General features: G+C 43.5%; 21 protein-coding genes. 11 read left to right on the top strand and 10 right to left on the bottom strand.

Annotated elements, in window-relative coordinates; genetic code table 11:
* Nucleotides 1-8 precede the first annotated feature (8 nt).
* From PSYCG_RS10175 to PSYCG_RS10145, 7 genes are all read left to right on the top strand, one after another.
* On the top strand, nucleotides 9-1715 hold the full coding sequence (locus PSYCG_RS10175; protein WP_020444121.1) for a hypothetical protein: 1707 nt from the start codon (nucleotides 9-11) through the stop codon (nucleotides 1713-1715).
* A 238-nt stretch (nucleotides 1716-1953) separates the two neighbouring features.
* Entirely contained in the window at nucleotides 1954-4047 is a 2094-nt protein-coding gene (locus tag PSYCG_RS10170; protein WP_020444120.1) for an EAL domain-containing protein, read from the top strand.
* 142 nt (nucleotides 4048-4189) lie between these two features.
* The gene (locus PSYCG_RS10165; RefSeq protein ID WP_020444119.1) at nucleotides 4190-4645 is read left to right on the top strand and encodes a c-type cytochrome; all 456 of its coding nucleotides are present in this window, start codon (nucleotides 4190-4192) and stop codon (nucleotides 4643-4645) included.
* 67 nt (nucleotides 4646-4712) lie between these two features.
* Nucleotides 4713-5720, top strand: a complete 1008-nt coding sequence (locus PSYCG_RS10160; protein ID WP_020444118.1) for an AAA family ATPase — start codon at nucleotides 4713-4715, stop codon at nucleotides 5718-5720.
* 142 nt (nucleotides 5721-5862) lie between these two features.
* Nucleotides 5863-6912: a hypothetical protein gene (locus tag PSYCG_RS10155; RefSeq protein ID WP_020444117.1), complete on the top strand. Its 1050-nt coding sequence runs from the start codon at nucleotides 5863-5865 to the stop codon at nucleotides 6910-6912.
* A complete protein-coding gene (locus PSYCG_RS10150) occupies nucleotides 6909-9212 on the top strand; it encodes a transglutaminaseTgpA domain-containing protein (protein ID WP_020444116.1) in 2304 nt (767 codons plus the stop codon). Before PSYCG_RS10155 ends, PSYCG_RS10150 begins: the two co-directional genes overlap by 4 nt.
* 72 nt (nucleotides 9213-9284) lie before the next feature.
* Nucleotides 9285-9572, top strand: a complete 288-nt coding sequence (locus tag PSYCG_RS10145) for a DUF4031 domain-containing protein (protein WP_020444115.1) — start codon at nucleotides 9285-9287, stop codon at nucleotides 9570-9572.
* Between the two features lie 88 nt (nucleotides 9573-9660).
* Here PSYCG_RS10145 and PSYCG_RS10140 read toward each other — a convergent pair whose 3' ends face one another.
* Both PSYCG_RS10140 and PSYCG_RS10135 read right to left on the bottom strand, forming a co-directional pair.
* Nucleotides 9661-10179, bottom strand: coding sequence for a DUF302 domain-containing protein (locus PSYCG_RS10140; RefSeq protein WP_020444114.1), 519 nt, complete (start codon nucleotides 10177-10179; stop codon nucleotides 9661-9663).
* Nucleotides 10180-10311: 132 nt separating this feature from the next.
* A complete protein-coding gene (locus tag PSYCG_RS10135) occupies nucleotides 10312-11178 on the bottom strand; it encodes a LysR family transcriptional regulator (RefSeq protein ID WP_020444113.1) in 867 nt (288 codons plus the stop codon).
* Between the two features lie 113 nt (nucleotides 11179-11291).
* On the opposite strand from PSYCG_RS10135, the gene PSYCG_RS10130 reads away from it, so the two are divergent.
* A complete protein-coding gene (locus PSYCG_RS10130) occupies nucleotides 11292-12416 on the top strand; it encodes an S-(hydroxymethyl)glutathione dehydrogenase/class III alcohol dehydrogenase (protein ID WP_020444112.1) in 1125 nt (374 codons plus the stop codon).
* An 89-nt stretch (nucleotides 12417-12505) separates the two neighbouring features.
* Here the strand turns inward: PSYCG_RS10130 and PSYCG_RS10125 are convergent, their stop codons facing one another.
* Nucleotides 12506-12754 (bottom strand): DUF2164 domain-containing protein, encoded by a 249-nt coding sequence (locus PSYCG_RS10125; protein WP_020444111.1) that lies wholly within the window; start codon nucleotides 12752-12754, stop codon nucleotides 12506-12508.
* 28 nt (nucleotides 12755-12782) lie between these two features.
* On the bottom strand, nucleotides 12783-13451 hold the full coding sequence (locus tag PSYCG_RS10120) for a DsbA family protein (protein WP_020444110.1): 669 nt from the start codon (nucleotides 13449-13451) through the stop codon (nucleotides 12783-12785).
* A 291-nt stretch (nucleotides 13452-13742) separates the two neighbouring features.
* Between PSYCG_RS10120 and PSYCG_RS10115 the strand changes: the two genes are divergently transcribed.
* Nucleotides 13743-14306 (top strand): GNAT family N-acetyltransferase, encoded by a 564-nt coding sequence (locus PSYCG_RS10115; RefSeq protein ID WP_020444109.1) that lies wholly within the window; start codon nucleotides 13743-13745, stop codon nucleotides 14304-14306.
* Nucleotides 14307-14538: 232 nt separating this feature from the next.
* Here PSYCG_RS10115 and PSYCG_RS10110 read toward each other — a convergent pair whose 3' ends face one another.
* Nucleotides 14539-14808, bottom strand: a complete 270-nt coding sequence (locus PSYCG_RS10110; protein WP_020444108.1) for a hypothetical protein — start codon at nucleotides 14806-14808, stop codon at nucleotides 14539-14541.
* 395 nt (nucleotides 14809-15203) lie between these two features.
* Between PSYCG_RS10110 and gdhA the strand changes: the two genes are divergently transcribed.
* Nucleotides 15204-16550, top strand: coding sequence for an NADP-specific glutamate dehydrogenase (gene gdhA, locus PSYCG_RS10105; RefSeq protein WP_020444107.1), 1347 nt, complete (start codon nucleotides 15204-15206; stop codon nucleotides 16548-16550).
* A gap of 281 nt (nucleotides 16551-16831) precedes the next feature.
* Here the strand turns inward: gdhA and hutI are convergent, their stop codons facing one another.
* The 5 genes from hutI to hutU form a co-directional block, all read right to left on the bottom strand.
* Entirely contained in the window at nucleotides 16832-18169 is a 1338-nt protein-coding gene (gene hutI, locus PSYCG_RS10100; protein ID WP_020444106.1) for an imidazolonepropionase, read from the bottom strand.
* Nucleotides 18170-18246: 77 nt separating this feature from the next.
* Nucleotides 18247-19338, bottom strand: a complete 1092-nt coding sequence (gene hutG / locus PSYCG_RS10095) for a formimidoylglutamase (protein ID WP_020444105.1) — start codon at nucleotides 19336-19338, stop codon at nucleotides 18247-18249.
* 27 nt (nucleotides 19339-19365) lie between these two features.
* A complete protein-coding gene (gene hutH / locus PSYCG_RS10090) occupies nucleotides 19366-20928 on the bottom strand; it encodes a histidine ammonia-lyase (RefSeq protein ID WP_020444104.1) in 1563 nt (520 codons plus the stop codon).
* Between the two features lie 90 nt (nucleotides 20929-21018).
* Nucleotides 21019-22401 carry a YjiH family protein gene (locus PSYCG_RS10085; protein ID WP_020444103.1) on the bottom strand — a complete coding sequence of 461 codons (1383 nt, stop codon included), beginning with the start codon at nucleotides 22399-22401 and terminating at the stop codon, nucleotides 21019-21021.
* 46 nt (nucleotides 22402-22447) lie between these two features.
* On the bottom strand, nucleotides 22448-24166 hold the full coding sequence (gene hutU, locus PSYCG_RS10080; protein WP_020444102.1) for a urocanate hydratase: 1719 nt from the start codon (nucleotides 24164-24166) through the stop codon (nucleotides 22448-22450).
* Nucleotides 24167-24435: 269 nt separating this feature from the next.
* Here hutU and PSYCG_RS10075 point away from each other — a divergent pair, with 269 nt between their 5' ends.
* Entirely contained in the window at nucleotides 24436-25200 is a 765-nt protein-coding gene (locus tag PSYCG_RS10075) for a UTRA domain-containing protein (RefSeq protein ID WP_020444101.1), read from the top strand.
* The last annotated feature ends 276 nt before the right edge of the window (nucleotides 25201-25476 follow it).

Genomic DNA, 25476 nt, shown 5'->3' with positions numbered 1-25476 from the left:
GGATGGTAATGGTAAATTTATCGACGTTTCAAGCGTATTTAGCGGCTGAACCCCCTTTTTTAGAAGCTTGCAATAAGTTTAAGAGTAGCAATGAGCCGCACTTGCATAAATGGGCGGCACTATTGCCAGCGCAAACAGAGGCCCAGCAAGTCGAACAAATAGAAAAAGTATTAACAGAATTGCGCCTGATTCCTACTGATGATAGGCAGCGTTTAAGATTGATTAAGATTGTCACTAATGCCGCCAGTCAGCTAATTGCGGCGCTACGCCAACAGTACATTTATGAGACAGGGGCGCTCAATGAGGCTCAGCTTGGCTATGTTGCTCAGGTGAAGTCGCTGTACTATTCATTGATTATGACCTATGACGGCGTGATACGCCGCGAAATTATCCTTTTAAAGGATAAGCAGCAAGCACCTTCAAATAATCTGTTGCAGCGCTATTTTACCAGTGAAAAATCATCTCCTGTTACCTTGGCGATTGCCACTTACCAAACGCTACTGATGTATCAAAAACTGCTATTTGAAGATGGCTTTTGCTATCAAAAGTCGCCAGCCTATATATGGGCTAATGTAAATAACTTATATCTTAACGCATGCCAGCAGCGAGCCTCACATATCGTACTGAGTGCTTACATTCCAGCGCAGCAAAGTGATACTATCCATGACTTATATTGTCAAATATGCTTGCATGAGTTGCTAAATGTACGTGCACTGCGTCGACCTCATATCTTACTGCTACAGCGTCTGCTGCCAGCGTGGAGTGCACATATAGTTGCTACCATAGAGCCACGCACAGCAACGCGAGTGTTCGTCAATCTACAGAGTAAAGAGCCGCCTACTTACTTAACTGCATTATCTACTATCAACCCATATGATGCTCATCACATCTGCCTATTTATAGAGCTTGAACCTTTAGTGACGTATTTACAATCGCGTATGAAAACCTTAATCGATATTGATCGAAGAGGGGTTGAATATTTTCTGATTAATACCGTTTCAATGGCGATAAGATATCGTTATATTAAACCAAAGCGCATGCCTCCTATTGATCACAATACAAAGCAGCCGGCGACGATAATATCGGGTTTTAATGAAATACATTACCGTATTAGTAACGGTGAAGCTTTCAGCAGTTTAATAGCATCTAAAAATCTGCCCGAGTATCAGCAGCCGCGTTATGATACCTTACCAAAAAATAATGCTGCCCATAAAGAATTAAGGGCGGATACATCTGAGGGTGATAATCAGTTGTCACACTTTCGTACCCTACGCTTATTTCTAGATTCATCTGAGCCAATTGATAAAATTGATGATCTCACTTCCATCGCACCACCTTTACAAATAATGAGCCTTTTTTTATTGTGTCGCAAAGATAAGGCTACCGCGCCTAAATGGTCCATGGGAGTGGTGCGTTGGCTTAATTTGGATAGCGCAAAACTCGAGCTTGAATGGCAAATCCTTGGTCATAAGATAATCGCCTGTGGAATTTGTCTACAAGATAGACAGAATCGCAGTCAGCATTTTGTGCCAGCGTTTGTCATCGGAGCAGATGAACACTTACAAACGTCTTATAGTCTATTGTTACCAACCTCTCATTTTCAAACAGATGATAAGGTTATCATGCGTATTAATGACCAACAGAAATCTTTGCGCTTGGGTCGTAGTCTAATGGTGACTGATGAATTTAGCCAATATGAAGGGGTGCAGGGTTAATGACGTTAATCTACATAAAAGCCGGACCTCTAAAGACCTAGTTACTCGTGTCATATAAAATTGCTATGTCGAATTATTTAACAATTACCATGATAAGTTAAGCAACAGTCGGCTAAATTATTGTTTATAATGACAACAATAACTACGACGCTGTTTCTTAATATTCTGCTATCTTTTATATATTTGACGACAGCTCAGCGGCGATTCATATTATTTTTTAAGATTAAAAAGGCTTTCTATGCGTACTCAGTCTCTCTTGAACTTATTGGTTATCGATGCTGATCAGCTTTATGCTGAGCGCCTTGTAGACTTGCTCGGTTCATACTATGACAGCGTGAATTTAGGTTTTTTGGACGATAAAGATGAGTTGCTAAAATCATTGCGTCAATCATGGGATGTGTTGGTTTTTGGTCAAGCGTATGATATGAATTTCACCGACGTGGTTGCTATCATTCAAGAGCAAGATATTGACTTACCATCGGTTTGTTTGATAAGTAAAAACACGGTAGCCAACGCTCACAATGACGAAGGCTTACCGTCTATTATGAATGGTACGATGGTTAAGGCACTCTATGTAGAGCAAGAAATGGCAGTCATCATGGCTATTCGCTTATTGCACGAAAACTTGCACAGTCGCCAACAGCTAAAGACATTGCAGTCTGTGCTCTCTGAGGCAGAACAGCGCGCAAACGTATTGATTAAAAACTCAAAAAGCGCAGTCGCATACATTGATCAAGGGATTCATATCTTTGCCAATGATCCGTATCTGCAGTTATTTGGTTTTGAGGCGATGAATGATATTATCGGTATACCTGTGATTGATTTGATTGCAGGCGGTGATAATGTTAAAGCTGTTAAACAGTTTTTACGTCAGTTTGATAAAGGGAACCGTAAAGATGTTGAGTTTAATTTTGAGAGTAGACGTAAGGATGGCAGTACGTTTGAAGCAAAACTACAGTTGGCAATAGCGACACTAGATGGTGAGCCGGTCACCCAGATTATTATTCAACAAAATAATAGCAATAGCATTGAGGTCGCCAAACGTTTGGCTGAAGCTGAGCGTAAAGACAGCTTAACGGGCATTGATAATCGCCACAGCTTTGAAGAGCAGCTGGCGGCAGCATATGAGCAGGCACGAAAAGGGGCTTTGACGGCGGCACTTTTGTATGTGCAACTCGATAATGTCGGAAAAATTAGAAGCAGTTTAGGTCTGCAAGGTATTGATAGCACGGTGAAACAAGTGGCTAATACCTTAGATGAGCTGGTAGTCGATGGTCATGTCAGCCGCTTTAGTGATACAGCATTCACTATTTTGGTAGAAAACCAGACGACAGCTGCGCTTGAAAAGCTGGCTGAACAGATTGGTATGAGTATCAGTAAGATGCTTATTGAAGTGGATAAGCGCACAACCAATACGACAGCAAGTACTGCTATTGTTAAAATCGAAAAAAATACGCCTGAGCCTAGAGTGTTGCTTGAGCGCGCCATGGATGCCATCAATCAAATCATGATTGAGACCTCCAATCATGGCGGTCGTTATCATCTATATGATGCAAGTGAACACGCCAATAGTGACGATCATGCGCTAGCAGAATCTCTGGTTGATGCCATTACCAATAATCGCTTTGAGTTATTGTTCCAGCCCATATATGACATCAATAATGACCGTAGTGACTTCTTTGAAGTATTCCTGCGGCTGCCGCTAGCAGATGCTGAGAATACCGTATTGACTCCAGAACAGTTTATGGCGGTTGCAAAATCTCATCAATTATTAGAAAAAATAGACCGCTGGGTATTGATTAATGCCTGTAAGAGAATCAATGAAGTGCGTAAAACCCATCCAGAGGCGCGGTTACTGGTACAGCTAACCAGTGCGTCTTTAATCGATAAAAAACTGCCCAGTGTTGCAAGCCAGCTTATCAATGCCATCGGTGGTAAAGCTGGGGCGTTGACACTACAGTTCAATGAAAAAGACATCTCAGATTACTTAACGGTAGCGAAATCTCAATTTACTGCGCTCAATCAGATAAACTGCCAGCTTAGCATCAATAATTTTGGCTCATCCATAAAATCTGTGGAGCTTGCCAATTTTGTTCATCCTAATGTGGTACGTTTAGCCCATAATTATGTCGAAGGGATTGATGCCGCTGACAATTTAGAAACGGTTAAATCAATTATCGTACGTACCAATGAGATTAATGTTGATGTATTGATGCCTTATATTGAAGATGCTGCAACCATGTCTGTTGCATGGAGTGTCGGCGCACGCTACCTACAAGGCAATTATTTAGAAATGCCGAGTAACAGTATCAAAGTCTCTAATGAGAGTTAGGTCTTATTTTATACTCATAAATACTATATAGATCTCTGTATTTATGGTCTACAGACGGCTATCGATGTCTACCAACCTTTGCATTATAGGATGTTTGATGTAGACTCATCGACATCAATACCTATTAATTAAAGATGACACCATGTCTATAGTCAATAAATATCAACTGGTCGGTATGCTTGTCGCCGCTTTGCTGCTAAGTGGTTGTGAGAAAACGCCGCCTGATTATCGTGCTACTGTTACGCTACCGCTTTACATTGAAGGCGATGCCGATAATGGTGCACTCATATATCAAGATGCTTGTGGTCAGTGTCATCAGTTAAACCCCGGTCTCAATAAAAAAGGCCCGCAGCTGATGAATATTTATGGCGCACCGGCAGCGGAACTTGCAGATTATACTTATAGTGAAGGACTTAAAGCCTCGGGTTGGGTATGGGATTCTCAAACCCTTGATACTTATATTGCGGATGCTGAAAAAGCTATGCCAGATTCAAAAATGCTGTCAGACCCGATGCCAGATTCTAAAGAGCGCGCTGATGTGATTGCCTACTTGTCTACCCTTCGCGCAGCTGCCCCAAGCGTTGAAAATGACAAATAAACCTTACTTGATACCTTTTGTTTTCCTCACAAATTAAACCCATAATCGCCTTAACGCAGCCCCTAATATGCCCCTTTCATCGAAACATCAGCTGATATCAGAAACGCGTCCTCAAACGGTGCCTAGTGCTGCTGATTATAGCCATAATCAGCAAAAAATTGCTCAGTTAATGGCGCAATTGAATCAAATCGTATTGGATAAATCGCAAGTAGTTAAGCTTGCGCTTAGTGGTATTTTAGCAGGTGGTCATTTATTGCTACAAGACTTGCCGGGTATGGGTAAGACGACCTTGGCACAAGGTTTAGCCCAATTATTAGGCTTGAGCTTTAGCCGTGTGCAGTTCACCAATGATATGCTGCCTGCCGATATATTGGGCATGAGTATCTACGATCAAAATAAGCGCCAATTTGAGTTTCGAGCAGGTCCTATCTTTACTCAGCTGCTGCTCGCTGATGAGATCAATCGCTCAAGCCCCAAGACCCAGAGCGCCTTACTTGAAGCGATGGAGGAGCGGCAAGTGACACAAGATGGGCAAAGTTATCCCTTACCCAAGCCATTTTTTGTGATAGCCACTCAAAACCCTTTGCAGCAAGCAGGTGTTTACCCACTTCCTGAATCGCAGCTGGATCGATTCTTATTGTGCTTATCGCTTGGTTATCCATCAGCTGCAGCAGAGCGGGCATTGTTAAAAGGTCAAGATCGCCGCGAGCTTTTAAACAGTTTGGGTGCGGTACTTGATACGGAAGCGGTGTTATTGGCGCAGCAAGGGGTTAAGCAGGTATACATCGCAGATGTGGTCTTGGATTATCTTCAGCGTCTGGTCGCAAAGACGCGAGCAAGCCAAGAGTATCATGGGCTGTCGCCGCGCGGTTTATTGTCGCTACAGCGCGCCGCGCAGGCTTACGCCTATGTATCAGGACATATGGAGGTCACGCCTGAAGATATTCAAGCGGTATTTGCTGCAGTCACTGACCATCGTTTGGGTCAGCGTTTTGTGCCAGCCCATGTCACTGGCGGGCAAGCTACCCCGACCATTTCTCAACGTATTTTGGCAGAAGTAGCAGTTATTGTTTAAATGTTTATGATTCGATAAATGCTCATCTAAAATCATTTAACACTGAAGGTGATTCTCTAAGTAATTATTCAACATATTGGTATCGAACGCTTTCTCTGAATATCAATGATATTGTCAATTTTATGGTAATGATAGGGTAGCCATGAGCCTTTTGCCAAAAGCTTTCACCGTACCAGCCACTTCAGCATTAAGCCGTTGGTTCGCCTCGCGTGCGCCCAAAAGTGACAGCGCCAAACTCAATTTGCGTAATGTCTATATTTTTTTTAGCCGGGAAGGCATGCTATTTGCGGTGCTGCTGATCATTACTTTTATTGCCGGTATTAACTATGGCAATAACTTGGTGTTAGGTTTATGTTTTTATTTGGTCAGCGTTTGGCTGATCAGCTTTCATGTAACCTTTGCGCACATTTCAGGTCTGAAAATACGTTTACTTGAAGTGACTATGGCAGAAGCAGGTGCGCCTGTTTGGGTGACTTTGCAGCTGCGCAGTGAGAGCCGTCAACCAAGACGGCAGTTGTTATTTAGCTTTGAGCAGACTGATGACAAGGCTAATAGCAAAAAAGATAAAAAAATTAAACATAACGCTGATAATAAACAGTCAATACTGGTGACACGACTGCAAAACGAGCAAATTATTCGCTTGCCTGTACCGACGCAGAATCGTGGGCAGTTTGAATTACCACGGTTAAAAATAAAAACGGTTTATCCTTTGGGCATTATGCGGGCGTGGTCTTACGTTTATTTTGCCCGTACTGCTTGGGTCTATCCAAAACCTGAAGTGTTTGATTGGCAGGCGCAGTATGCAGTTGCCAGTCAGGAGGATTTACCAACAGGCGGGCAATATCGGCAAGGTCAAGATGACTTTGAGCGGCTGGATAATTATATCGAAGGAGAGTCGCTGGCACGGGTTTCTTGGGGACATGTGGCACGCGGTCAGGGTATGCTTACCAAGCATTTTGCCGATCCTGTTGGTCACGAGCAAACCTTGGATTATGCCGATATGCCAGCGGCGAATCATGAACAGAAGCTGGCACAAATGGCTCACGGCACGCTCATATTAGGGCAATTGGGTGTGCCGTTTAATATGTGCTTACCAAATGAGGCACCGTCTGAATTTTCCTCTGCGCTGATGATGGGCGAGGGCGACAGCTTTGCACAAGCGTGCTTGCTAAGATTGGCAAAAGCGCCATGAACAATTCTAAACGATCTTCCTCAAATGACATTGAAAATGTATCGATCGATTTTCTTACTAAAAACTCTACAGAGACAGCCGTTTTTGAGCAATTGGCAACGGGTCAAAGCACCCGCTCTAGTGTTGAACACAGTTACGCTAGAAAATGGTATCGTAATTTTTTAGCGCTACCAGCCTATTACTGGGTATTAATTGCCCAAGTCATTGTTATTTTACCTCATGCGGCACACTTACCATTATGGCTAATGGGTTTTGCTGTCGTCAGTATTATTGCCCAATTGCCACGCATCAAAGTGCGGTTTAAAAAAATAGCATATTTAAAACGCGTCTATCAAGGCATGCAAATGCTTGGCTTCTTATTGGGGCTGGCAGGATTGTGGCTGACCTACAATACTGCATTTGGACTGGATATGGGTGTGGCATTTTTAGTGCTCTGCCTTATCAGCAAACTGTGGGAGCTTTACAAGCGCCGCGATGCTTATGTGGTCTTAAATTTATCGCTATTCGTGCTTGCTGCGCTGTTTTTGATGGATCAAGGTCTTGTTACGACTTTAGAAGTAATCATCGGTGCTGTTATTATTTTGTTGGCATTTATTGCGCTCAATGACGATGGCAATACTCGCGGTGATGGTCGTCTGCGCACTTTGGGTGTATTAGGTCTTGGGGCACTGCCATTATTAGTTGTATTGTTTTTATTCTTCCCGCGCTTACCACCGCTATGGTCAGTGCAGCTATCGGGTCAGCAAGCAACCACTGGTGTGTCTGATAGTATGTCGCCCGGTGACTTTGCTAATTTGGGACAATCGACTGAGCTGGCCTTTCGGGTAGAGTTTGTAGATAAGCGCCCACCGCAGCAGCAATTGTACTGGCGCGGCTTGGTATTTAGCGATTTTGATGGGGTTACATGGCGTCCTAGCCCTCAGCAACAACAATGGCGGCCTGCACCGCAAATGCCTGTTTGGATTGAGAACGCCTTCGCTACTATCCCCGATGAAGTGAAAGTTGCGCCTACCAGCTATGAGGTTATTCTAGAACCCACACAACAAAACTGGCTATTTGGACTCGATTATCCTTTTGCCCAGCGCCAAGACATCAGTATTACTTCAAACTTTACCTTATTAAAAGACCAGCCAGTTACTCAGCAGTTCCGTTATGACGTATTACAGTTTGCGCCGATGCGCATTGACCCTGTTCTCTCTGAAGCATTACGGCGGCTGAATCTTGCTCTGCCAGCTGACGGCAACCCACAAGCACGCGCACTGGCAAAGCGATTATTTGCGCAATCTGGCTCAGACCCAGTGCGCTATATTGCAGCTATTGAACGCTGGATTAATCAAACAGAATTTCGTTATACACTATCGCCGCCACGCTTGAATAATAACCGTATTGATGAGTTTTTATTTGAGACCAAAGCGGGATTCTGTGAGCATTATTCTTCCAGCTTCACCTTTATGATGCGGGCTGCTGGTATTCCAGCACGCGTCGTGGCAGGCTATCAAGGTGGCGAGCCAAGCCGCGGTGGCAATGTTTGGGAAGTGCGGCAAAAGGATGCGCACGCTTGGACTGAGGTATGGCTTGAGGGGCAAGGCTGGGTACGTGTCGATCCGACAGCTTTTGTTGCGCCTGAGCGGGTCGAGCAAGGGATGGATGCTCTGACGCAGTCGCAAGGAGCAGCGATATTCGGCGATGGCGCTGGGGCACAAATCAGCTATCAGCAGTATCAGATGCTACAAACCTTGCGCCGCCTGTCAGACCAAGCCAGCTACTATTGGCAAAAAGACGTCGTCGGTTATGATAAAGACAAGCAAGCGGACTCACTACTCAAATGGTTTAACATCCGCTCAGTGATGCAGCAAATTATTTGGTTAGCAGTGAGTGCTATTAGCGTCATGGTAATTCTCGTTTTTGTCATTTGGCAACGCCGCCGCAAGCGCTGGCATCCAGCAGATCTGCCACTTGCACAGCTATCAAAACGTATTGGCAAGAATAATAAAACGTTGGCTAGGTTTGAGAGTGAAGGGCAATTGGCATGGCTTGAACGCTTGGCAATGTCAATTGATACAAGTGCTCGTCCAAAACCTGAAGCAAACACAGGGACAAATACTCAGAGTAGTAGTCCTAGTCAGTTGGTAGACAGCAATGCTTTAACAATGGCTCAAATGAAAATCGAGCAGATTAAACAGGATTATCGTCAGCTGCGTTATGGGCGTTTGAGCACGATAGATATGAGTAATAATGAGTACCAGCAAGTACTTAAGCAGCTAAAGAAAAACGTAAGGGAATTACCAAGGTTATACTGATTTGTGTGTGGTAGATGCACTAGAGTAAAAGTACTTAGATTATTTTAAAGCAATAAATAAAGGGATAGCTCTATGGCGATATACGTCGATTTTATGCAGATAGAGTTTAAAGGCTATAAGTGGTGCCATCTGCTGGCAGATACCTTGCAAGAGCTGCATGATTTTGCTGCGCTGATTGAAGTGGATGCACGCTTATTCCATCGTCATGCCAGTTACCCGCACTACGATGTCACCGTACAAATGCGAGAGATAGCGATTGAGTATGGTGCTATCCCTGCCGACCGAAAAAAGATTATAGAATGTGCAAAGAAATTAAAAGTAGAGTTGCATGAGCAAATAGCACGCTCTGAGCATTGCTAATAAATAAGTTAATATTCTAGAGATAGAAAAAAGGTGGGTTGCGATTTGGCTACCCACCTTTTTATTTATTAAATTTTCTGCTAGAAATTTACTTGGCAATAGCTGCTTTACTAACACTGTTGAGCGCTTTTGAGATGTTAGCAATCTCGGTATCGCAACCTTTAATGTTATGACGATTTTTTAAATACTCAGGATTATTATATGACAGCCATACTTTTTTATCGGCATCTTCGCTGATGAGAATTTTTTGCGGTAAGTCGATGGCGACGCTTTGCTCGCAATTCATCAATGGTGTACCCGCTTTCGGGTTACCAAACATAATAACTTGTGTTGGTCTTAAGGTTAAATCGACACCTTGTGCATTTTTTTGATGATCGACGCGCGCAAATACTTTCATGCCTTTACTTTCGATAATGGCGGCCAGTTTATCAGCAGTCTCTTGGACAGAGTGATGACTTTGCATGGTTATCAAGCCTTTTTCGGCACTGGTAGCAGTCATCGTTGTTGTCACCGAGGGTGTGTCGCTGGGTGAATGTAAAATGTTTTCAACACTGGCACAAGAGGCCATGGTCAAAACTAGAGCGGCGATAGAGATGATTTTAATCATAAGTAATCCTTTTTATGGTGGTCAGTTATCCGTAGTAGTTTGTAGCATCACATATTTATTATGCGTCATAATATTGTGCGTAATAAACGCTGCTTAGTAAAGAGCCGCATTGCAACCTGCCTTAATCAATCACTAAGCCAAATGCTCTGCTAGATAGTCCACCAACAGCCTGATTTTTGGTGATAACTGGCGGTTGTGCGGGTAGATTGCCCATATCCCTTCTTCTTGCTCTCTATATTCGTCCAATACCGTCATTAAACGACCGGTTGCTAGATGTTTTTGTACATAATAATCTGGCAATTGTACGATGCCAAGCCCCTTTAGCGCTGCATCAACCAAGCTATAACCGCTGTTATAACGTATCTTACCGCTCACGCGTATATTGCGCTCTGTATCCGCTTCTTTAAAATGCCAATAATCAAGTGTACCCAATAAGCAGCTGTGTTGACTGAGTTCATCCAAGGTTTTTGGGCGACCATATTTCTCAAAATAAGCGGGCGATGCACAGACAAAGTTGGTACGGTGACTGAGTTTTTTTGCCATCATCGTAGAGTCGCTCAGCTTACCGATACGTATTGCCAAATCATAACCACCTTCAATCAAATCAATCTTCTGATTGCTCAAAAAAGCCGTCACTTCGATATCACTATATTGCACCATAAAATCATTTATCAGTGGTAATAGCTGCTGCTCTCCATAGGTGACAGGAGCTGTCAGATTGATTCGACCTTGCGGTTTGGACTGCAAATTACTGACCGCTTGCTCTGCGGCATCAAGTCCATCAAGGATGCTGCGGCAATGCTGATAAAACACCCGCCCTTCTTCTGTTAGCGACACTTTACGCGTGGTCCGATACAGCAGCTTGGTATTGAGCCGCTTCTCCAGTGCAGTGACCTGCCGGCTTACTTGCGCTGTCGAGATGGCAAGCTTTGCCGCCGCTTTAGTAAAGCTCTCAAATTCTGCCACATAGACAAACTCACTGATACCATCCCACTTCATGATTATTACCACTGTGTAAAAGATATTTGCAAATATGCTATATTATCATTAGCAGGGAAGTAATATAAAATAATCACACTATTAAAATTCAACCATTAAAAAGAGAGACTTTTATGTCAGATAAATTTATCAAATCAAAAGCTGCCATTGCTTGGGGCCCTAATCAGCCATTATCGATTGAAGAAGTGGACGTCATGCTACCGCGTAAAGGCGAAGTATTGGTCAAAATCATCGCCAGTGGCGTCTGCCATACCGATGCGTTTACTTTATCTGGTGAAGACCCAGAAGGCGTATTCCCAGCTATCCTAGGTCATGAAGGTGGCGGTATCGTTGAGCAAATCGGCGAAGGCGTGACTAGCGTCCAAGTGGGTGACCATGTCATTCCCTTATATACCGCAGAATGTGGCGAATGTAAGTTCTGTACTTCAGGTAAAACCAACTTATGCTCAGCGGTACGTGAGACCCAAGGTAAAGGCTTAATGCCAGATGGCACCACCCGTTTTTATAAAGACGGTCAGCCAATCTACCATTATATGGGTTGCTCAACCTTTTCTGAATATACGGTATTGCCAGAGATCTCTTTAGCCAAAGTTGACGCCAATGCACCGTTAGAAAAAGTTTGCTTACTTGGTTGTGGTGTGACCACTGGTCTGGGTGCAGTCATGAATACCGCTAAGGTTGAAGAAGGCGCGACCGTTGCGGTTTTCGGTCTTGGTGGTATTGGCTTAGCGGCTATTATCGGTGCAAAAATGGCAAAAGCCAGTCGTATTATCGGTATTGATATTAACGAAGATAAATTTGAGCTCGCCAAAAAGCTAGGCGCGACTGATTGCATCAACTCTAAAGATTATGACAAACCTATCCAAGAGGTTATCGTTGAGATGACGGATGGCGGTGTAGATTACTCATTTGAGTGTATCGGTAATGTCGATGTTATGCGTTCAGCGCTTGAGTGCTGTCATAAAGGTTGGGGCGAGTCGGTCATCATCGGTGTCGCTGGTGCAGGCAAAGAGATCTCAACCCGTCCATTCCAGCTAGTGACTGGTCGCGTCTGGCGTGGTTCAGCTTTTGGGGGCGTCAAAGGACGTTCAGAGCTGCCCGGCTATGTCGATCGTTATATGCAAGGTGATATTCCATTAAATGACTTTATCACTCATACGATGCCATTAGAGGACATCAATGAAGCGTTTGATTTGATGCATAAAGGCGAGAGTATTCGTACGGTTATTCATTTTTAACTTGTAACAGTTATAAAATTAGTACTATAGACAGAAAAAAGCCGCTCCTATCATAGGTATCATAGGAGCGGCTTTTTTCTGTCTATCTTTTAGTCCTTTTTAAAGCTATGCATATCTTCTAACATCCCCGTAAACCTCTCGTATAGCCATGGCTCCATGTCATCGACGACTTGATTATAAAAATGCGGACCTACGGTTTCGATGATAAAATCCAATAAGAACTTAGCGGGCAAATTACCAATATCGATATCGAATTCATCATTCATATAAACCCGTAGTTGATCTAAGATAAGGATCTCAGTCTCATCTGATAGGGTGATTAGTTTGTCCTTATTCATATAAATGATCCTACTAAAAAATCTTAATTTACTCTTTCATATTGGCTAGCTGCTCTAAAATATTGACATAATTGTCTACGCCTTGCGCGCCGCTAACCAAGTGCTGCTCATTAAAAATAATAGCAGGCACGCTTTGAATACCTTGCCTTTGCCAATGCTGCTCTACCTCACGCAAGTCATTGGCAAACCGCTGGTCTTCTAAAACCGTCAACGCTTCTTTACCATCTAACCCAATCTCTGCAGCAATATCGGCAAGTACCTTGATATCAGAGAGGTTTCTATTATCGGTAAAGTGCGCGATAAATAATGCCTGCTTTAACTCATGCATGCGCCCTTGCTGCTCAGCCCAATGCAAAAGCTGATGCAGATTAAAGGTGTTGTGCATACGCAAGTCATCAGTAAAGTTAAACTGAAAGCCGACATCAGAACCTGCCTCTGCTATTCTAGTGCGGCTAGCGTCTGACTCGGCTTTGCTTGAGCCATATTTCTCCATGATATGCTCACGCATATTCTGACCCTCGCTTGGCATATTAGGATTTAGCTCAAACGGATGCCAATGTATCACATGATCAGTATTGGTTTGCTCTAGTGCTGCTGCTAGTTGGCGATAGCCGACGACACACCAAGGGCAGACCACGTCTGATACGATATCGATGCGCAGTGGCTGCTCTGATGTTAACTGCTTTGAGTTTTCCATATTTTTCACCTAATTTATTGTCTGTTTTTTATCTAATGAAGTACCATTTGAAGTAAGCTTTCTTACCTGAAGCTGACTGTAATCAATATGCTTATTAAGGGATACTTATCAAACGATACTAAGAGAAAGGCTAGGTGATTACAATGGCGGATAAGTTACTAATGATAGATAACTACCAGCCATAATAATAAGCCAACTATTGATTAAGGCGGCTTAAACTGGGTAGCCATCATAAGAATGGCTTGAGAAATTATGTAAATAGGCAATTTAATGAGCTTTATAGAGTACCCAATGAAACCTTATATAGAAACAGAGCGTCTTTATCTTAGACAGTGGCAAGCAAGCGATTTTGCAATATTTGCTGCTATGAATGCCGATCCAGAGGTTATGAAGTATTTCCCCAAGCTTTTATCAGCTAAAGTGAGCGATATTATTGCGAATAAATGCCAGCAGCTGATTGCAGATAATGGGTGGGGATTTTGGGCGCTCAGTTTAAAAGAGGGTTCAGAAAAAAATGATGCCTTTATTGGTTTTGTTGGCTTAAATCAGACGCATGCTGATATGTCTTTTGCTCCCTGTGTTGAGATTGCTTGGCGACTGCGTAAGGAGTTTTGGGGACAAGGCTATGCAACTGAAGCTGCTCGCGCGTCTTTAGATTTTGCTTTCAGCGAGCTAGCGCTTGAGGAGGTAGTTGCATTTACTGCTGTGATTAATAAGCGCTCTCAACTGCTTATGAAGCGTATCAGGATGACTGATACGCAAAACAATTTTTATCATCTTGCACTTGAGTCAAATCACTTACTCGCTGAACATGTGCTATATAAGATCACTCGGCAGCAGTGGCAGGCAGTTTAAGTAGCTTTAGAATGAGCGTTGCCACATCAGATGCCTTAATGTATTAACATCTCATTGTGAATGGCTATTTCCATTACTTAAATCTGCTAATGACGCATTGCATATAAACAGTGTGCAATGCCTTAAATAATTTTTATAAGACAGGGTGCCTATTTTCATTTAAAGTGTTATTGATAAAGCGATTGATAGCTAGATGAGGTATCAAACAGCGTTGATGGTTCTTTAACACCACTTAGCCCATTAATTTCATCAATGCCTCCAAAGCACATTCAATATCTAAGAATATTAAGCCAAGTTTGGCATTCAGTTTAGCCCTAATATTCATTGCAGTCTTATAACCTGATGAAGTCATGATTACATAGTTTTTCACACCTTGAATCATAATACGGTCGGTGCTACCACAAGCCAATTCGCGGCCTATACGATCACCCAGTGAAAATAAAAGCGGCATAGCTCGAATGCGCTCTTCATCGATGCCTTTTGATAGTGCTAATGAAATCATTGTTCATTGTTAAAGGCAAATGCTTCAATATTCGCTTCAGTTGTCTAAAGCTTTCTAAACTAATCACCTTTTTTAATTATTAAATTTTTACTACGCACTATTTTCAGATATTTTAATGATAAAAACTTATCCATAACTTTTGATGATGCCGATATTTACTAGACGTATACATCAAAAGAATGATATACAATTATGAGATAAAAATAGTCTGGGCTTCTTTATCATAATTTAGCGACCCAAACCTTTGGATTCTAATCCCACCAGTTGTCATACCAAATAGCGTATAGCAGCGACATCAATCCTACATCTGTGTTCACCATCCTATCATTTTCGGGTATGCGATAGTGCGCCGATGTAGATCAGCACGATTAAAATTTCTACCCTAAGGAACCTATATGAGTATCAGTCAGGCAATCGAAAAAGTTGAAGCACGTTATGCCCATCAACCTGAGTTTATTCAGGCAGTAAAAGAAGTTGCAATCACGATTGCACCACTATATGACTCTCATCCTGAATATGATACTTTCAAAGTTTTTGAACGCTTGGTTGAGCCTGACCGCGTGATGGGTTTCCGTATCAACTGGGAAAACGATAAGGGCGAAGTACAAGTAAATCGCGGCTGGCGTGTCCAATTTAGTAACGCGTTAGGTCCTTATAAGGGTGGTATTAGATTTCACCCAACCGTCAATCAATCGGTTTTAAAATTCTTAGGTTTTGAGCAAATTTTTAAAAATGCCTTGACCGGTTTGCCAATGGGCGGCGCTAAAGGTGGTTCTGATTTTGATCCAAAGGGCAAGTCAGACAACGAAATCCGTCGTTTTTGCTATGCTTTCATGCGTGAGCTGCATCCCTATATCAATAAAGATACGGACGTACCGGCAGGTGATATCGGCGTTAGCGGACGCGAAATTAGTTATATGTTTGCCATGTATAAAAACCTGACCCGCGAATACGGCGGTGTATTGACTGGTAAAGGCGTAGGGTTTGGTGGCAGTTTGATGCGTACGGAAGCGACGGGCTATGGCGCGGTTTACTTCTTAGAAAATATGCTAACGGCTCAAGATGAGCGCATAGATGGTAAGCGAGTACTGGTTTCAGGCGCGGGTAACGTCTCTCTACATGCTGCTGAAAAAGCTCATATGCTGGGCGGTGTTGTGGTCACCGTATCTGATTCCCAAGGTACCTTGTATGATGGGGCGGGTCTAAATCAAGAAAAAATCAACTGGTTAAAAGCGCAAAAAGCAAAAAGCCAACCATTAGCAGATTACGTAGCTGTCTATGGCGGTGAATGGTTCGCTGGACAAAAGCCTTGGCATATCAAAGGCGATATCGCTATCCCATCAGCCACGCAAAACGAAGTGAATGAAGACGACGCTAAGCTGATGGTTGAGAACGGCATTAAGTACGTGGTTGAAGGTGCTAATATGCCATTGACTGCAGACGCAATTAATCATATCCGCTTGCACCGTGTGCACTATGCTCCAGGTAAAGCGGCAAATGCAGGAGGCGTAGCAGTATCTGGTCTTGAGATGTCACAGAACTCAGTACGTCAGTACAAAACTTTTGAAGAGATTGAGGCGCGTTTAAAAGTTATTATGAAAAATATTCATGACGGCGCTGCTGAAGCCTCAGAAAAATACCATCAAACTGATAAAGGTTATATCGATTATATGACTGGCGCTAATATCGTCGGCTTTAAACGTGTTGCCGATGCCTTAGTTGCTTATGGTATCTTGAACTAAGAGCGGTTTATAGATCATAGTACAGTTGATTCAATTTAAAAAGAATACAGTACTGTTGGGATAAATTTTGCGAAGCCTCTGGAGTGCGAAGCGCACATCAAGCGAGAGAAATTTATCCCAGCATAATGCTATTCTGAACGTAACTCTTTTATATTGAACTCACTATAAGACATAAGTTGTTAATGTCATAAATTCTTTTCATAAACCAAAAAGCCCCAATCATTCATTGATTAGGGCTTTTTAGGATTCAAAAGAGCGTGGTCAAAAACGAGCGGTAAAGTTTAACGCCATGCACCTTCGATCATAATACCTTCAATAGGATTTAGCCCCATTTGATAGGCTAAATCAGCAGGGCGAGTGATATCCCAAAGTGCCAAGTCTGCATCACAGCCCACTTCTATACACCCTTTATGAGCTAGACCTAACGCTTGAGCTGCATGAACCGTTGCCCCTGCCAATACTTCTTCAGGGGTCATATAAAATAGCGTACAGCCCATATTCATCGCTAATAGCAGTGAGGTCAGCGGTGAGGTACCTGGATTACAGTCAGTCGAAATTGCCATTGGTACTTGATGTTTACGCAGTTCTTCGATCGGTGGCAACTTGGTATCACGTAGGGTATAAAACGCGCCTGGCAACAGTACAGCCACTGTATTACTTGCTGCCATTTTTTTGATATCGTCTTCTACTAAGTGCTCAAGATGGTCGCTTGATAATCCTTGATATTCAGCAACTAAGGCGCTAGCGCCTATATTTGATAGTTGTTCAGAATGCAGTTTCACCGGTAAGTTTAATGAGCGTGCGACTTCAAAGACGCGCTTAATCTGCTCAGCATTAAAGGCAATGTTTTCACAAAATCCATCGACTGCATCAACTAAGCCCTCGCTATGTAAAATCGGTAGCCACTCGCAGACTTGCTCGATATAGTCATCGGCACTATCTTTGTATTCAGGTGGTAGGGCATGAGCGGCTAAATAAGTGGTGCTAACATGAATATCGTACTTTTCGCCAAGCTTGCGCGCCACAATCAGCATTTTGCGTTCAGTTTTTAAGTCTAGTCCATAACCAGATTTAATCTCGATACTGGTCACACCTTCTTTGATAAGCGCCAGCAGACGTTTTTCACTCTGTGCAAACAATTCTTCGATATTGGCTTCGCGAGTGGAACGAACTGTTGAGACAATACCGCCACCTTGGGCAGCAATATCTTGATAGTTGGCACCGTGTAGACGCGCTTCAAACTCATTGCTGCGGTTGCCGCCATAGACGATATGAGTATGGCAATCTATCAATCCAGGCGTTATCCAATGACCATCAGCGTCAGTGATTTGCTGACTTTGATAATGCGTGAGATAGGGTGTTATTTGCGTATGCGCCCCAATCCATGCAATTTTGCTGTCTTTGATGCCGATAGCAGCGTTTTCTAATTGACCATAAGGCGTGCTTTTTGCGGCTGCGGATATACTATTTTTATTCTCAGCATAAGTATCGAAACCATATTGCGCTGAAAAAGTTGCAAGATTGGCATTGATAATAATATGGTCAAACGTTGTTAAGGCATTCATAGCATCGGTAGTATTGATAGAGTCGTCAAGTATCTGTTCGCTAGAGTTGTTCATAATAAGCTCCTGCTTAATACTGATAATCAGGTAAATATATAAAATTCATTTCTAAAGTTAAACTTATAAGCCTTTATCTATGAATTCAGTAAATGCTGCTCGATAATAGTCGCCAAAAGACGAGCAGCAACTTTGCAGCTACGCGAATCAATATCAAAAGTAGGGTTAATCTCAGCAATATCGGCTACTTTTACCTTACCTGAGCACAAGATAAGTTTGACTGCACGCTCAACGAAACTGAGCTCAATACCATAGGCAGCTGGCGCACTAACACCAGGGACAACGCTTGATGGTAAGCAATCCATATCAATGGTTAAATAAATAATATCAACGCTCTCGATAAAATCTGCAATTTGAGCTGCGATTCTCTTCCATTTTTTATTGGTACAATCTTCATCACTGATGATATGTACGCCCAATTGCTCAGCACGATCAAAGAGCGCAGCGGTGTTAGAGAAACGACTGACGCCGATACAGCAATAATTAAATGGCTGACCTTGCTCATCAAGATGCTCTGCAATTTGTCGAAATGGCGTACCCGAGGTAGCGACATCAGACTTACGAATATCAAGATGGGCATCAAAATTAATAATGCCAATACGCGGCAGCGCATCTGTATCACTATTAGTGTCTGTCTGCTGTAGCGCTTGCCACAATCCTAAAAAGCTACCATAAGCAATAGCATGACCACCGCCAAGACCAATGGGTAAGCCGCCTTGCTTGATAATCTGGCTTACCTTATCGGCATAATTGAGTTGTGCTTGTTCTAGCATGTTTGCGGCAAAGCCATCATTATCATCACAATGAATGTCGCCAGCATCACCCAATAAGGTTGATAATTGACCATCAAAGCGTTGTTGTAATTCAGCGATGACAGGCAGCGCAGCAAATGCTTGACGAATCAAGGGCGGAGCCGCTCTTGCACCCACGCGTCCTTGATTGCGTCTGACACCTTGGTCACAAGCGAAACCGACTAGCCCAATGTGCTGGCCGTTTTGCTGACTGGCGCTATCAAAGGCATAAGGCTGAGCTATTTGATACCAGTAGCGAGCACGAGCTGTCTCAAACGGCTCTGCACGTCCTGTCCAACGACTCATATCAGCTATCGTGTGGCTAACGGCTTCTGTATGGGTAGTCGTGCTCGCTGCTTTATTTGTTAGAGATGTCATCGCCAGATTCCTTTTTGCAATCAGCCTTTATTTAGAGTCGTACCAATTACTACGCAATGACTGCCAATGCTCAGTAAGCGTACCATCTAATACCAGCTGCTTTGCCGCTTCGATATCAGGGGCTAGGTAACGATCTTTATCATAAAAGGTCACTTGCTCGCGAAGTTTCTGATGTGCCATAGTCAAAGGCTCTGAGGTCTCTAACCCACGATGGAAGTCGATACCTTGACCAGCAGCCAAGAGCTCAATACCAATAATGGTGGCGGTATTTTGCGCCATCTCATATAAGCGACGGGCGCAATAGGTTGCCATCGACACATGATCTTCTTGATTGGCAGAAGTTGGAATGCTGTCGACACTACCGGGATGGGCGATAGACTTATTTTCTGAGGCGAGCGCCGCTGCGGTGACATGGGCAATCATAAAGCCTGAGTTGACCCCAGCATTATCCACTAAGAATGGTGGTAAACCACCTGATAAAGTAGCATCGATTAGCAAGGCGATACGGCGCTCAGACATAGAACCAATCTCAGCAATGGCCAATGCTAAAATATCAGCAGCAAAAGCCACTGGCTCAGCATGGAAGTTACCACCTGAGATGGCAACTGGGCCGTCTTCATTGTTAAAGATCAGTGGATTGTCCGTGACGGCATTTGATTCAATCAATAGCGTCTTGCCTGCTTGATTGATGATATCGAGGCAAGCGCCCATCACTTGTGGCTGGCAACGCAGGCAGTAAGGATCTTGTACTCTGTCGTCTTGCTCGCCATCGTGTGAGGCGCGAATGGCACTGCCTTTAATGAGCTGACGGTGTGCTTTGGCGATTTCGATTTGACCATGATGACCACGTACTTCATGAATACGCGCATCAAATGGCGCATCTGAGCCTTTAGCCGCATCGATAGACAGTGAGCCGACGATGGTTGCTGTCTCAAGCAAATCACGTGCTAAGAAATAACCACGTAGTGCCAGTGCGGTGGATACTTGAGTGCCATTAATCAGGGCAAGACCTTCTTTTGCCGCAAGGGTGATTGGCTCAAGACCATGCTGTGCTAAAGCATCAGCGGCCAGTACTTTTTTACCATCAACATAAACATGACCTTCGCCCATCATCGCCAGTGTCATATGCGATAAAGGCGCGAGGTCTCCTGAAGCACCTACTGAGCCTTTGGCAGGGATGTTTGGGGTAATTTGGTTATTAATTAAGCCCAGTAAGCTGTCGACCACGGCGCGGCGGACGCCAGAAACGCCTTGTGCCAAGCTGGTCACCTTCATCACCATAATCAGTCGAACCACATTGGCTGGTAATGCTTCACCAGTGCCCACCGAGTGAGATACGATAAGATTACGCTGTAATAGTTCTAACTGATCATCGCTGATACGGGTTTTTGCCAACAGACCAAAACCGGTATTGATACCATAAGCGCTTTTATCACGGCGGATAATCGTTTGTACATCTTCGTGTGAGGCGTCTATTGCCTCATAAGCGCTATCAAGCAAGGTCAATATGACGGGCTGTTCATAGATATCGCGTAGTATCTCAAAGCTAAGCTGACGTGGCTGTAGGGTTAATTTTTTGATAGCAGTCATGGTGGTAATCCTAGTATTAAATGTTATTAGCTTTATTTATTATGTGGTGGGGTATTGATGTTGTGCTTGTATTAATAGGTGCAATCTATCCTAACTTATCCAGCCAAAAGACATTGCCAAATGTCCAAAAGCTGCTGCCAGTAAGATACTAAGTGCTACACGCTGGAACCAAACGATGACCATTTTCCCAACAGAGATAGGAATCTCAGTTGCTAGTACACAAGGAATCATGGCAGAAAAGAACAGCACACTGCTAATAGAGATGACGCCTGCGACATAACGGGTCAACATATCCGCTTCACTGAGCAATAATGCGGGCAAGAACATCTCAGCCAATCCCGCAGACATGCCTTTGGCAGCGACGAGCGGCTCTGGCAAACCGCCCAACCAGGTAAAGGGGTAAAGCAGTAAACCTAAAGCGTCAAATACTGGCGTGTACTTGGCCAATAATAAACCAGTGAGTCCAACGGCGATAATAGAGGGTACAATAGCGGCTGCCATTGTCAAGCCATCACGAAAGTTGGTCCATAGAATTTGTTTAAAATCTGATGCACGGCGTGACGTGGACAAACCTAGCTCATATGCCGCTTTTAAACGCGTGCCTCTTTTGTAGTCTAAATTTGGACGCTCAACCTCATTATCAAACTGACTAATTGGTGGAATACGGGCAGTGATAGCGGTGACAATAAAGGTAATCACTAGCGTTGACCAAAAAAACAGATTCCAAAATTCCATCAACCCCAGTGTTTTGGCAACAATTACCATAAACGCAGCTGATACAGTCGAAAAACCGGTCGCAATGATAATGGCTTCACGCGCAGAATATTGCTTTTGCAGATACACACGATTGGTAATTAACAGCCCAATCGAATAACTGCCAACAAAAGAGGCAACGGCATCAATCGCTGATGCGCCCGGCGTTTTCCAGATAGGTTTCATAATCGGCTGCATCAGCACACCAACCATCTCAAGCAAACCAAAACCCACTAAAAACGCCAGAATCAAAGCCCCAAGCGGCACAATCATACCAACGGGTAGCGCCAGTTTTTCAAATAAAAACGGCAGCATATCTTTTTCCATCATAAAGGCTGGAGCGTTACCAGTGATATACATCACAGCTAATACCAGTCCCAGTACTTTAAAGACAGTTAGGATTTTATGGGTGATGTTTTTGCGCCATGAACCATCAATAAACGGTTTACTTACCCCAAATATCATCAGCATAAATAACAAAGTTACAGATAAAGTATGTTGCTGATTGACCAGATAAGTTGCGCCATGGTCGAACAAAATCGTGCTTTTTTCACCAATGGTAAATGGCACAAAAAACATCACCAAACCGATCATACTAAAGACAATCAGTTGCAGTAAGGCAATGGGTTTTGACAGCAATGTCTCTGGCGTTGTCGTATCGGGCACGATGTTAGCGACCTGCTCAGTTTTCTCTAATTGTAGGGTATCTTGCTTGGTCATATTATCTTCCTTGATAAAATCATGTGATCTATGTGTCTATGGAGAATTACTTAATCATAGGAAGATTTAGACCGTAATCCTTAGCAGTTTTAATCGCCAGCTCATAGCCCGCATCGGCATGACGCATAACGCCAGAACCACAATCGTTGACCAGTACTCGCGCTAAACGCTTAGCTGCGGCATCAGTACCGTCAGCGACGATAACCATGCCAGAGTGCTGCGAGTAGCCCATACCAACACCGCCGCCATGATGTAATGATACCCAAGTAGCACCGCCTGCGACATTGAGCATACCGTTTAATAGTGCCCAATCCGATACCGCATCTGAGCCATCTTTCATGCTTTCTGTTTCGCGGTTTGGACTGGCAACAGAACCGGTATCCAGATGGTCACGACCGATGACGATAGGACCTTTAAGCTCGCCGTTTTTGACCATCTCATTGAAAGCAAGACCTGCTTTATCACGCTCACCAAGCCCTAACCAGCAGATACGGGCAGGTAATCCTTGGAACTGAATGCGCTCTTTTGCCATGTCTAACCAGCGATGGATATGTTGGTTTTCAGGGAATAGCTCTTTGATTTTTTGATCGGTCTTATAGATATCTTCTGGATCACCTGATAATGCGACCCAGCGGAAGGGACCTTTACCTTGGCAAAACAGCGGACGAATATACGCAGGGACAAAACCTGGGAAATTAAAGGCATTTTTTACGCCTTCATCAAACGCCACCTGACGGATGTTATTACCATAATCAGTCGTTGGGATGTCCATTGCCTGCAAGTCTAGCATCGCCTGTACATGTACGGCACAAGACTGAGCAGCGGCTTTGGTTAGATCAGCATGTTGCTCTGGGTTTTCTTGAGCGGCTTTCCATTCTTCAACCGTCCAACCACTTGGTAGATAGCCATTAATCAAATCATGGGCGGAGGTTTGATCAGTAACCAAATCAGGTTTGATTTCGCCTGCATTGGCACGCTTTACCATCTCAGGCAAGATGTCTGCTGCATTACCAAGTAACGCGATAGAAACGGCTTCACCAGCTGCAGTATGTTGCTTAATGAGCTCATAGGCATGGTCAAGATTGTCAGCTTGTTTATCGACGTAGCCCGTACGCAAACGGAAATCAATACTAGATTGTTGGCATTCGATATTTAGAGAAGTTGCGCCAGCAAAGGTCGCCGCTAGTGGCTGCGCGCCGCCCATACCACCAAGACCAGCAGTCAAAATCCAGCGACCTGCCCAGCTACCGTCGTAATGCTGACGACCAGCTTCGACAAAGGTTTCATAAGTGCCTTGAACGATGCCTTGGGTGCCGATATAAATCCAGCTGCCCGCAGTCATTTGACCGTACATAAACAAGTCTTTACGATCGAGCTCGTTGAAATGCTCCCATGTTGCCCAGCGCGGGACAAGGTTGGAGTTGGCAATCAATACGCGCGGCGCATTTTCATGGGTTTGAAAAACGCCAACTGGTTTGCCAGATTGCACCAATAAGGTTTCATCGTCTTCTAATTCTTTGAGTGACTCTAAAATTTGATCATAGCTTTCCCAATTACGGGCAGCGCGTCCAATACCGCCATAGACGACCAAGCTTTTTGGATTTTCAGCCACATCAGGATGCAGGTTATTTTGTAACATACGATAAGGAGCTTCGGTCAGCCAACTCTTGCAGTGTAGTGTGCTGCCAGTTGGCGCCGCAATATTGCGACTCTCGTCACGGCGAGTATATTCAGGGGTTTTGTTCAATCCATTATCAGTAGTCATGATCCTATCCTTATGATATCTGTTGAGGCAATATGGCAATCAAAGTGAGTCTTGTACGGTCAGTTTGCTAAATTTACTAATACTGCCGTAAAGTTGTATATACAAATTATCAGGAATCATTTTTTCATGCAAGTTTTTTTTCTTTATTGCTGCATTGTTTTTGTGAGTGATTAGACAAACATGCAGCTGCCATATGGTTTTGCTGAGGTTTGTATGATTATCTCGTGTTACTATGACGCTATTCTTATTGGTAAAACTAACGGTTAAAAATGGATACGACAAAGACGATTCCGGCATATCAACGCATTAAAAATGCGATATTGGACAATATCCATTCAGGTAAATGGCAAGCGGGCAATGCGATTTCTACCGAAATGGCGTTGGCAGAAGAGTTTGGCGTCTCTCGTATGACGGTCAACCGTGCTTTAAAGGAATTGAGCGAAGAGCGAGTATTGGAGCGCCGTCAAGGGTCGGGGACGTTTGTTGCGCAGCAGCAGTTTAATCATACATTTGTAGAAGTGCGTAATATTGCCCAAGACTTAAAGTCTGCCAATCGTGATTATCAGGCAAAAGTTGTCAGTAAGCGTGGCATTACTGCTGCTATGCTCAATGATGAGCTACGGCGTAAATTTGGTCTTGAGAAAATGGTTGAAACTTTTGAATTGAAAAAAGGTAAAAGTATTGATAGCGAAGCCGCTGTTTTATATGAGGTCAAGATTATCCATTTTGCAGATGGTCAGCCGATACAGTTTGAAGAGCGCTGGGTAGATGCTCTAAAGGTTCCAGAGTTTATCGAGCAAGATTTTAGCGTGGTCAATACCAGTGATTATCTCATTGCCAAAAGCCCACTGGAGCGTGGTAGCTATACTATTCGAGCACTAGCCGCACCCGATGAGATTGCAGCGTTACTACGGATTACCTCGCAGTCGCCTACATTGGTACTTTGTCGTCAAACTTACTCAGCGGGTCAAGTACTGACTTTTGTCAAAATGTGGCATGCAGGTGAGCGGTACCAGTTTTCAGGGGAACTATAACAACCTTACGCATATTCACTATTTTTGTACGTTTATTCTTTCTAAATTGCGTTAATATACACATGAGCAGGTGTCTAATGGGCAGATTTAGAATAAGTATTTGTCATAAAATGCCTCAAATTTTCAAGAATAAAATAAAACCAGCATTGAAAAATATGCTGTGTATCCTCAAATTGAGCAGTCACAGTCAAATAATACCAAGCAGATATTTATGATGATATCTGCTTGTTCTTCAGTACGATTTTATTGGCAGGACATATTTTGCTTTATTTGACT

The organism is Psychrobacter sp. G (genome assembly GCF_000418305.1).
Classification (GTDB): Bacteria; Pseudomonadota; Gammaproteobacteria; order Pseudomonadales; family Moraxellaceae; genus Psychrobacter; species Psychrobacter cryohalolentis.
This window is presented reverse-complemented; position numbering and strand designations above follow the sequence as displayed.

Coding starts and splice junctions, on each gene's coding strand:
- gdhA (WP_020444107.1), top strand. CDS start 15,204: ATGAGTATCAGTCAGGCAATCGAAAAAGTTGAAGCACGTTATGCCCAT.
- PSYCG_RS10085 (WP_020444103.1), bottom strand. CDS start 22,401: ATGACCAAGCAAGATACCCTACAATTAGAGAAAACTGAGCAGGTCGCT.
- PSYCG_RS10135 (WP_020444113.1), bottom strand. CDS start 11,178: ATGAAGTGGGATGGTATCAGTGAGTTTGTCTATGTGGCAGAATTTGAG.
- PSYCG_RS10170 (WP_020444120.1), top strand. CDS start 1,954: ATGCGTACTCAGTCTCTCTTGAACTTATTGGTTATCGATGCTGATCAG.
- hutI (WP_020444106.1), bottom strand. CDS start 18,169: ATGAACAACTCTAGCGAACAGATACTTGACGACTCTATCAATACTACC.
- PSYCG_RS10175 (WP_020444121.1), top strand. CDS start 9: ATGGTAAATTTATCGACGTTTCAAGCGTATTTAGCGGCTGAACCCCCT.
- PSYCG_RS10145 (WP_020444115.1), top strand. CDS start 9,285: ATGGCGATATACGTCGATTTTATGCAGATAGAGTTTAAAGGCTATAAG.
- PSYCG_RS10165 (WP_020444119.1), top strand. CDS start 4,190: ATGTCTATAGTCAATAAATATCAACTGGTCGGTATGCTTGTCGCCGCT.
- PSYCG_RS10130 (WP_020444112.1), top strand. CDS start 11,292: ATGTCAGATAAATTTATCAAATCAAAAGCTGCCATTGCTTGGGGCCCT.
- hutH (WP_020444104.1), bottom strand. CDS start 20,928: ATGACTGCTATCAAAAAATTAACCCTACAGCCACGTCAGCTTAGCTTT.
- PSYCG_RS10110 (WP_020444108.1), bottom strand. CDS start 14,808: ATGATTTCATTAGCACTATCAAAAGGCATCGATGAAGAGCGCATTCGA.
- PSYCG_RS10115 (WP_020444109.1), top strand. CDS start 13,743: ATGAAACCTTATATAGAAACAGAGCGTCTTTATCTTAGACAGTGGCAA.
- PSYCG_RS10125 (WP_020444111.1), bottom strand. CDS start 12,754: ATGAATAAGGACAAACTAATCACCCTATCAGATGAGACTGAGATCCTT.
- PSYCG_RS10155 (WP_020444117.1), top strand. CDS start 5,863: ATGAGCCTTTTGCCAAAAGCTTTCACCGTACCAGCCACTTCAGCATTA.
- PSYCG_RS10140 (WP_020444114.1), bottom strand. CDS start 10,179: ATGATTAAAATCATCTCTATCGCCGCTCTAGTTTTGACCATGGCCTCT.
- hutG (WP_020444105.1), bottom strand. CDS start 19,338: ATGACATCTCTAACAAATAAAGCAGCGAGCACGACTACCCATACAGAA.
- PSYCG_RS10150 (WP_020444116.1), top strand. CDS start 6,909: ATGAACAATTCTAAACGATCTTCCTCAAATGACATTGAAAATGTATCG.
- PSYCG_RS10120 (WP_020444110.1), bottom strand. CDS start 13,451: ATGGAAAACTCAAAGCAGTTAACATCAGAGCAGCCACTGCGCATCGAT.
- PSYCG_RS10160 (WP_020444118.1), top strand. CDS start 4,713: ATGCCCCTTTCATCGAAACATCAGCTGATATCAGAAACGCGTCCTCAA.
- PSYCG_RS10075 (WP_020444101.1), top strand. CDS start 24,436: ATGGATACGACAAAGACGATTCCGGCATATCAACGCATTAAAAATGCG.
- hutU (WP_020444102.1), bottom strand. CDS start 24,166: ATGACTACTGATAATGGATTGAACAAAACCCCTGAATATACTCGCCGT.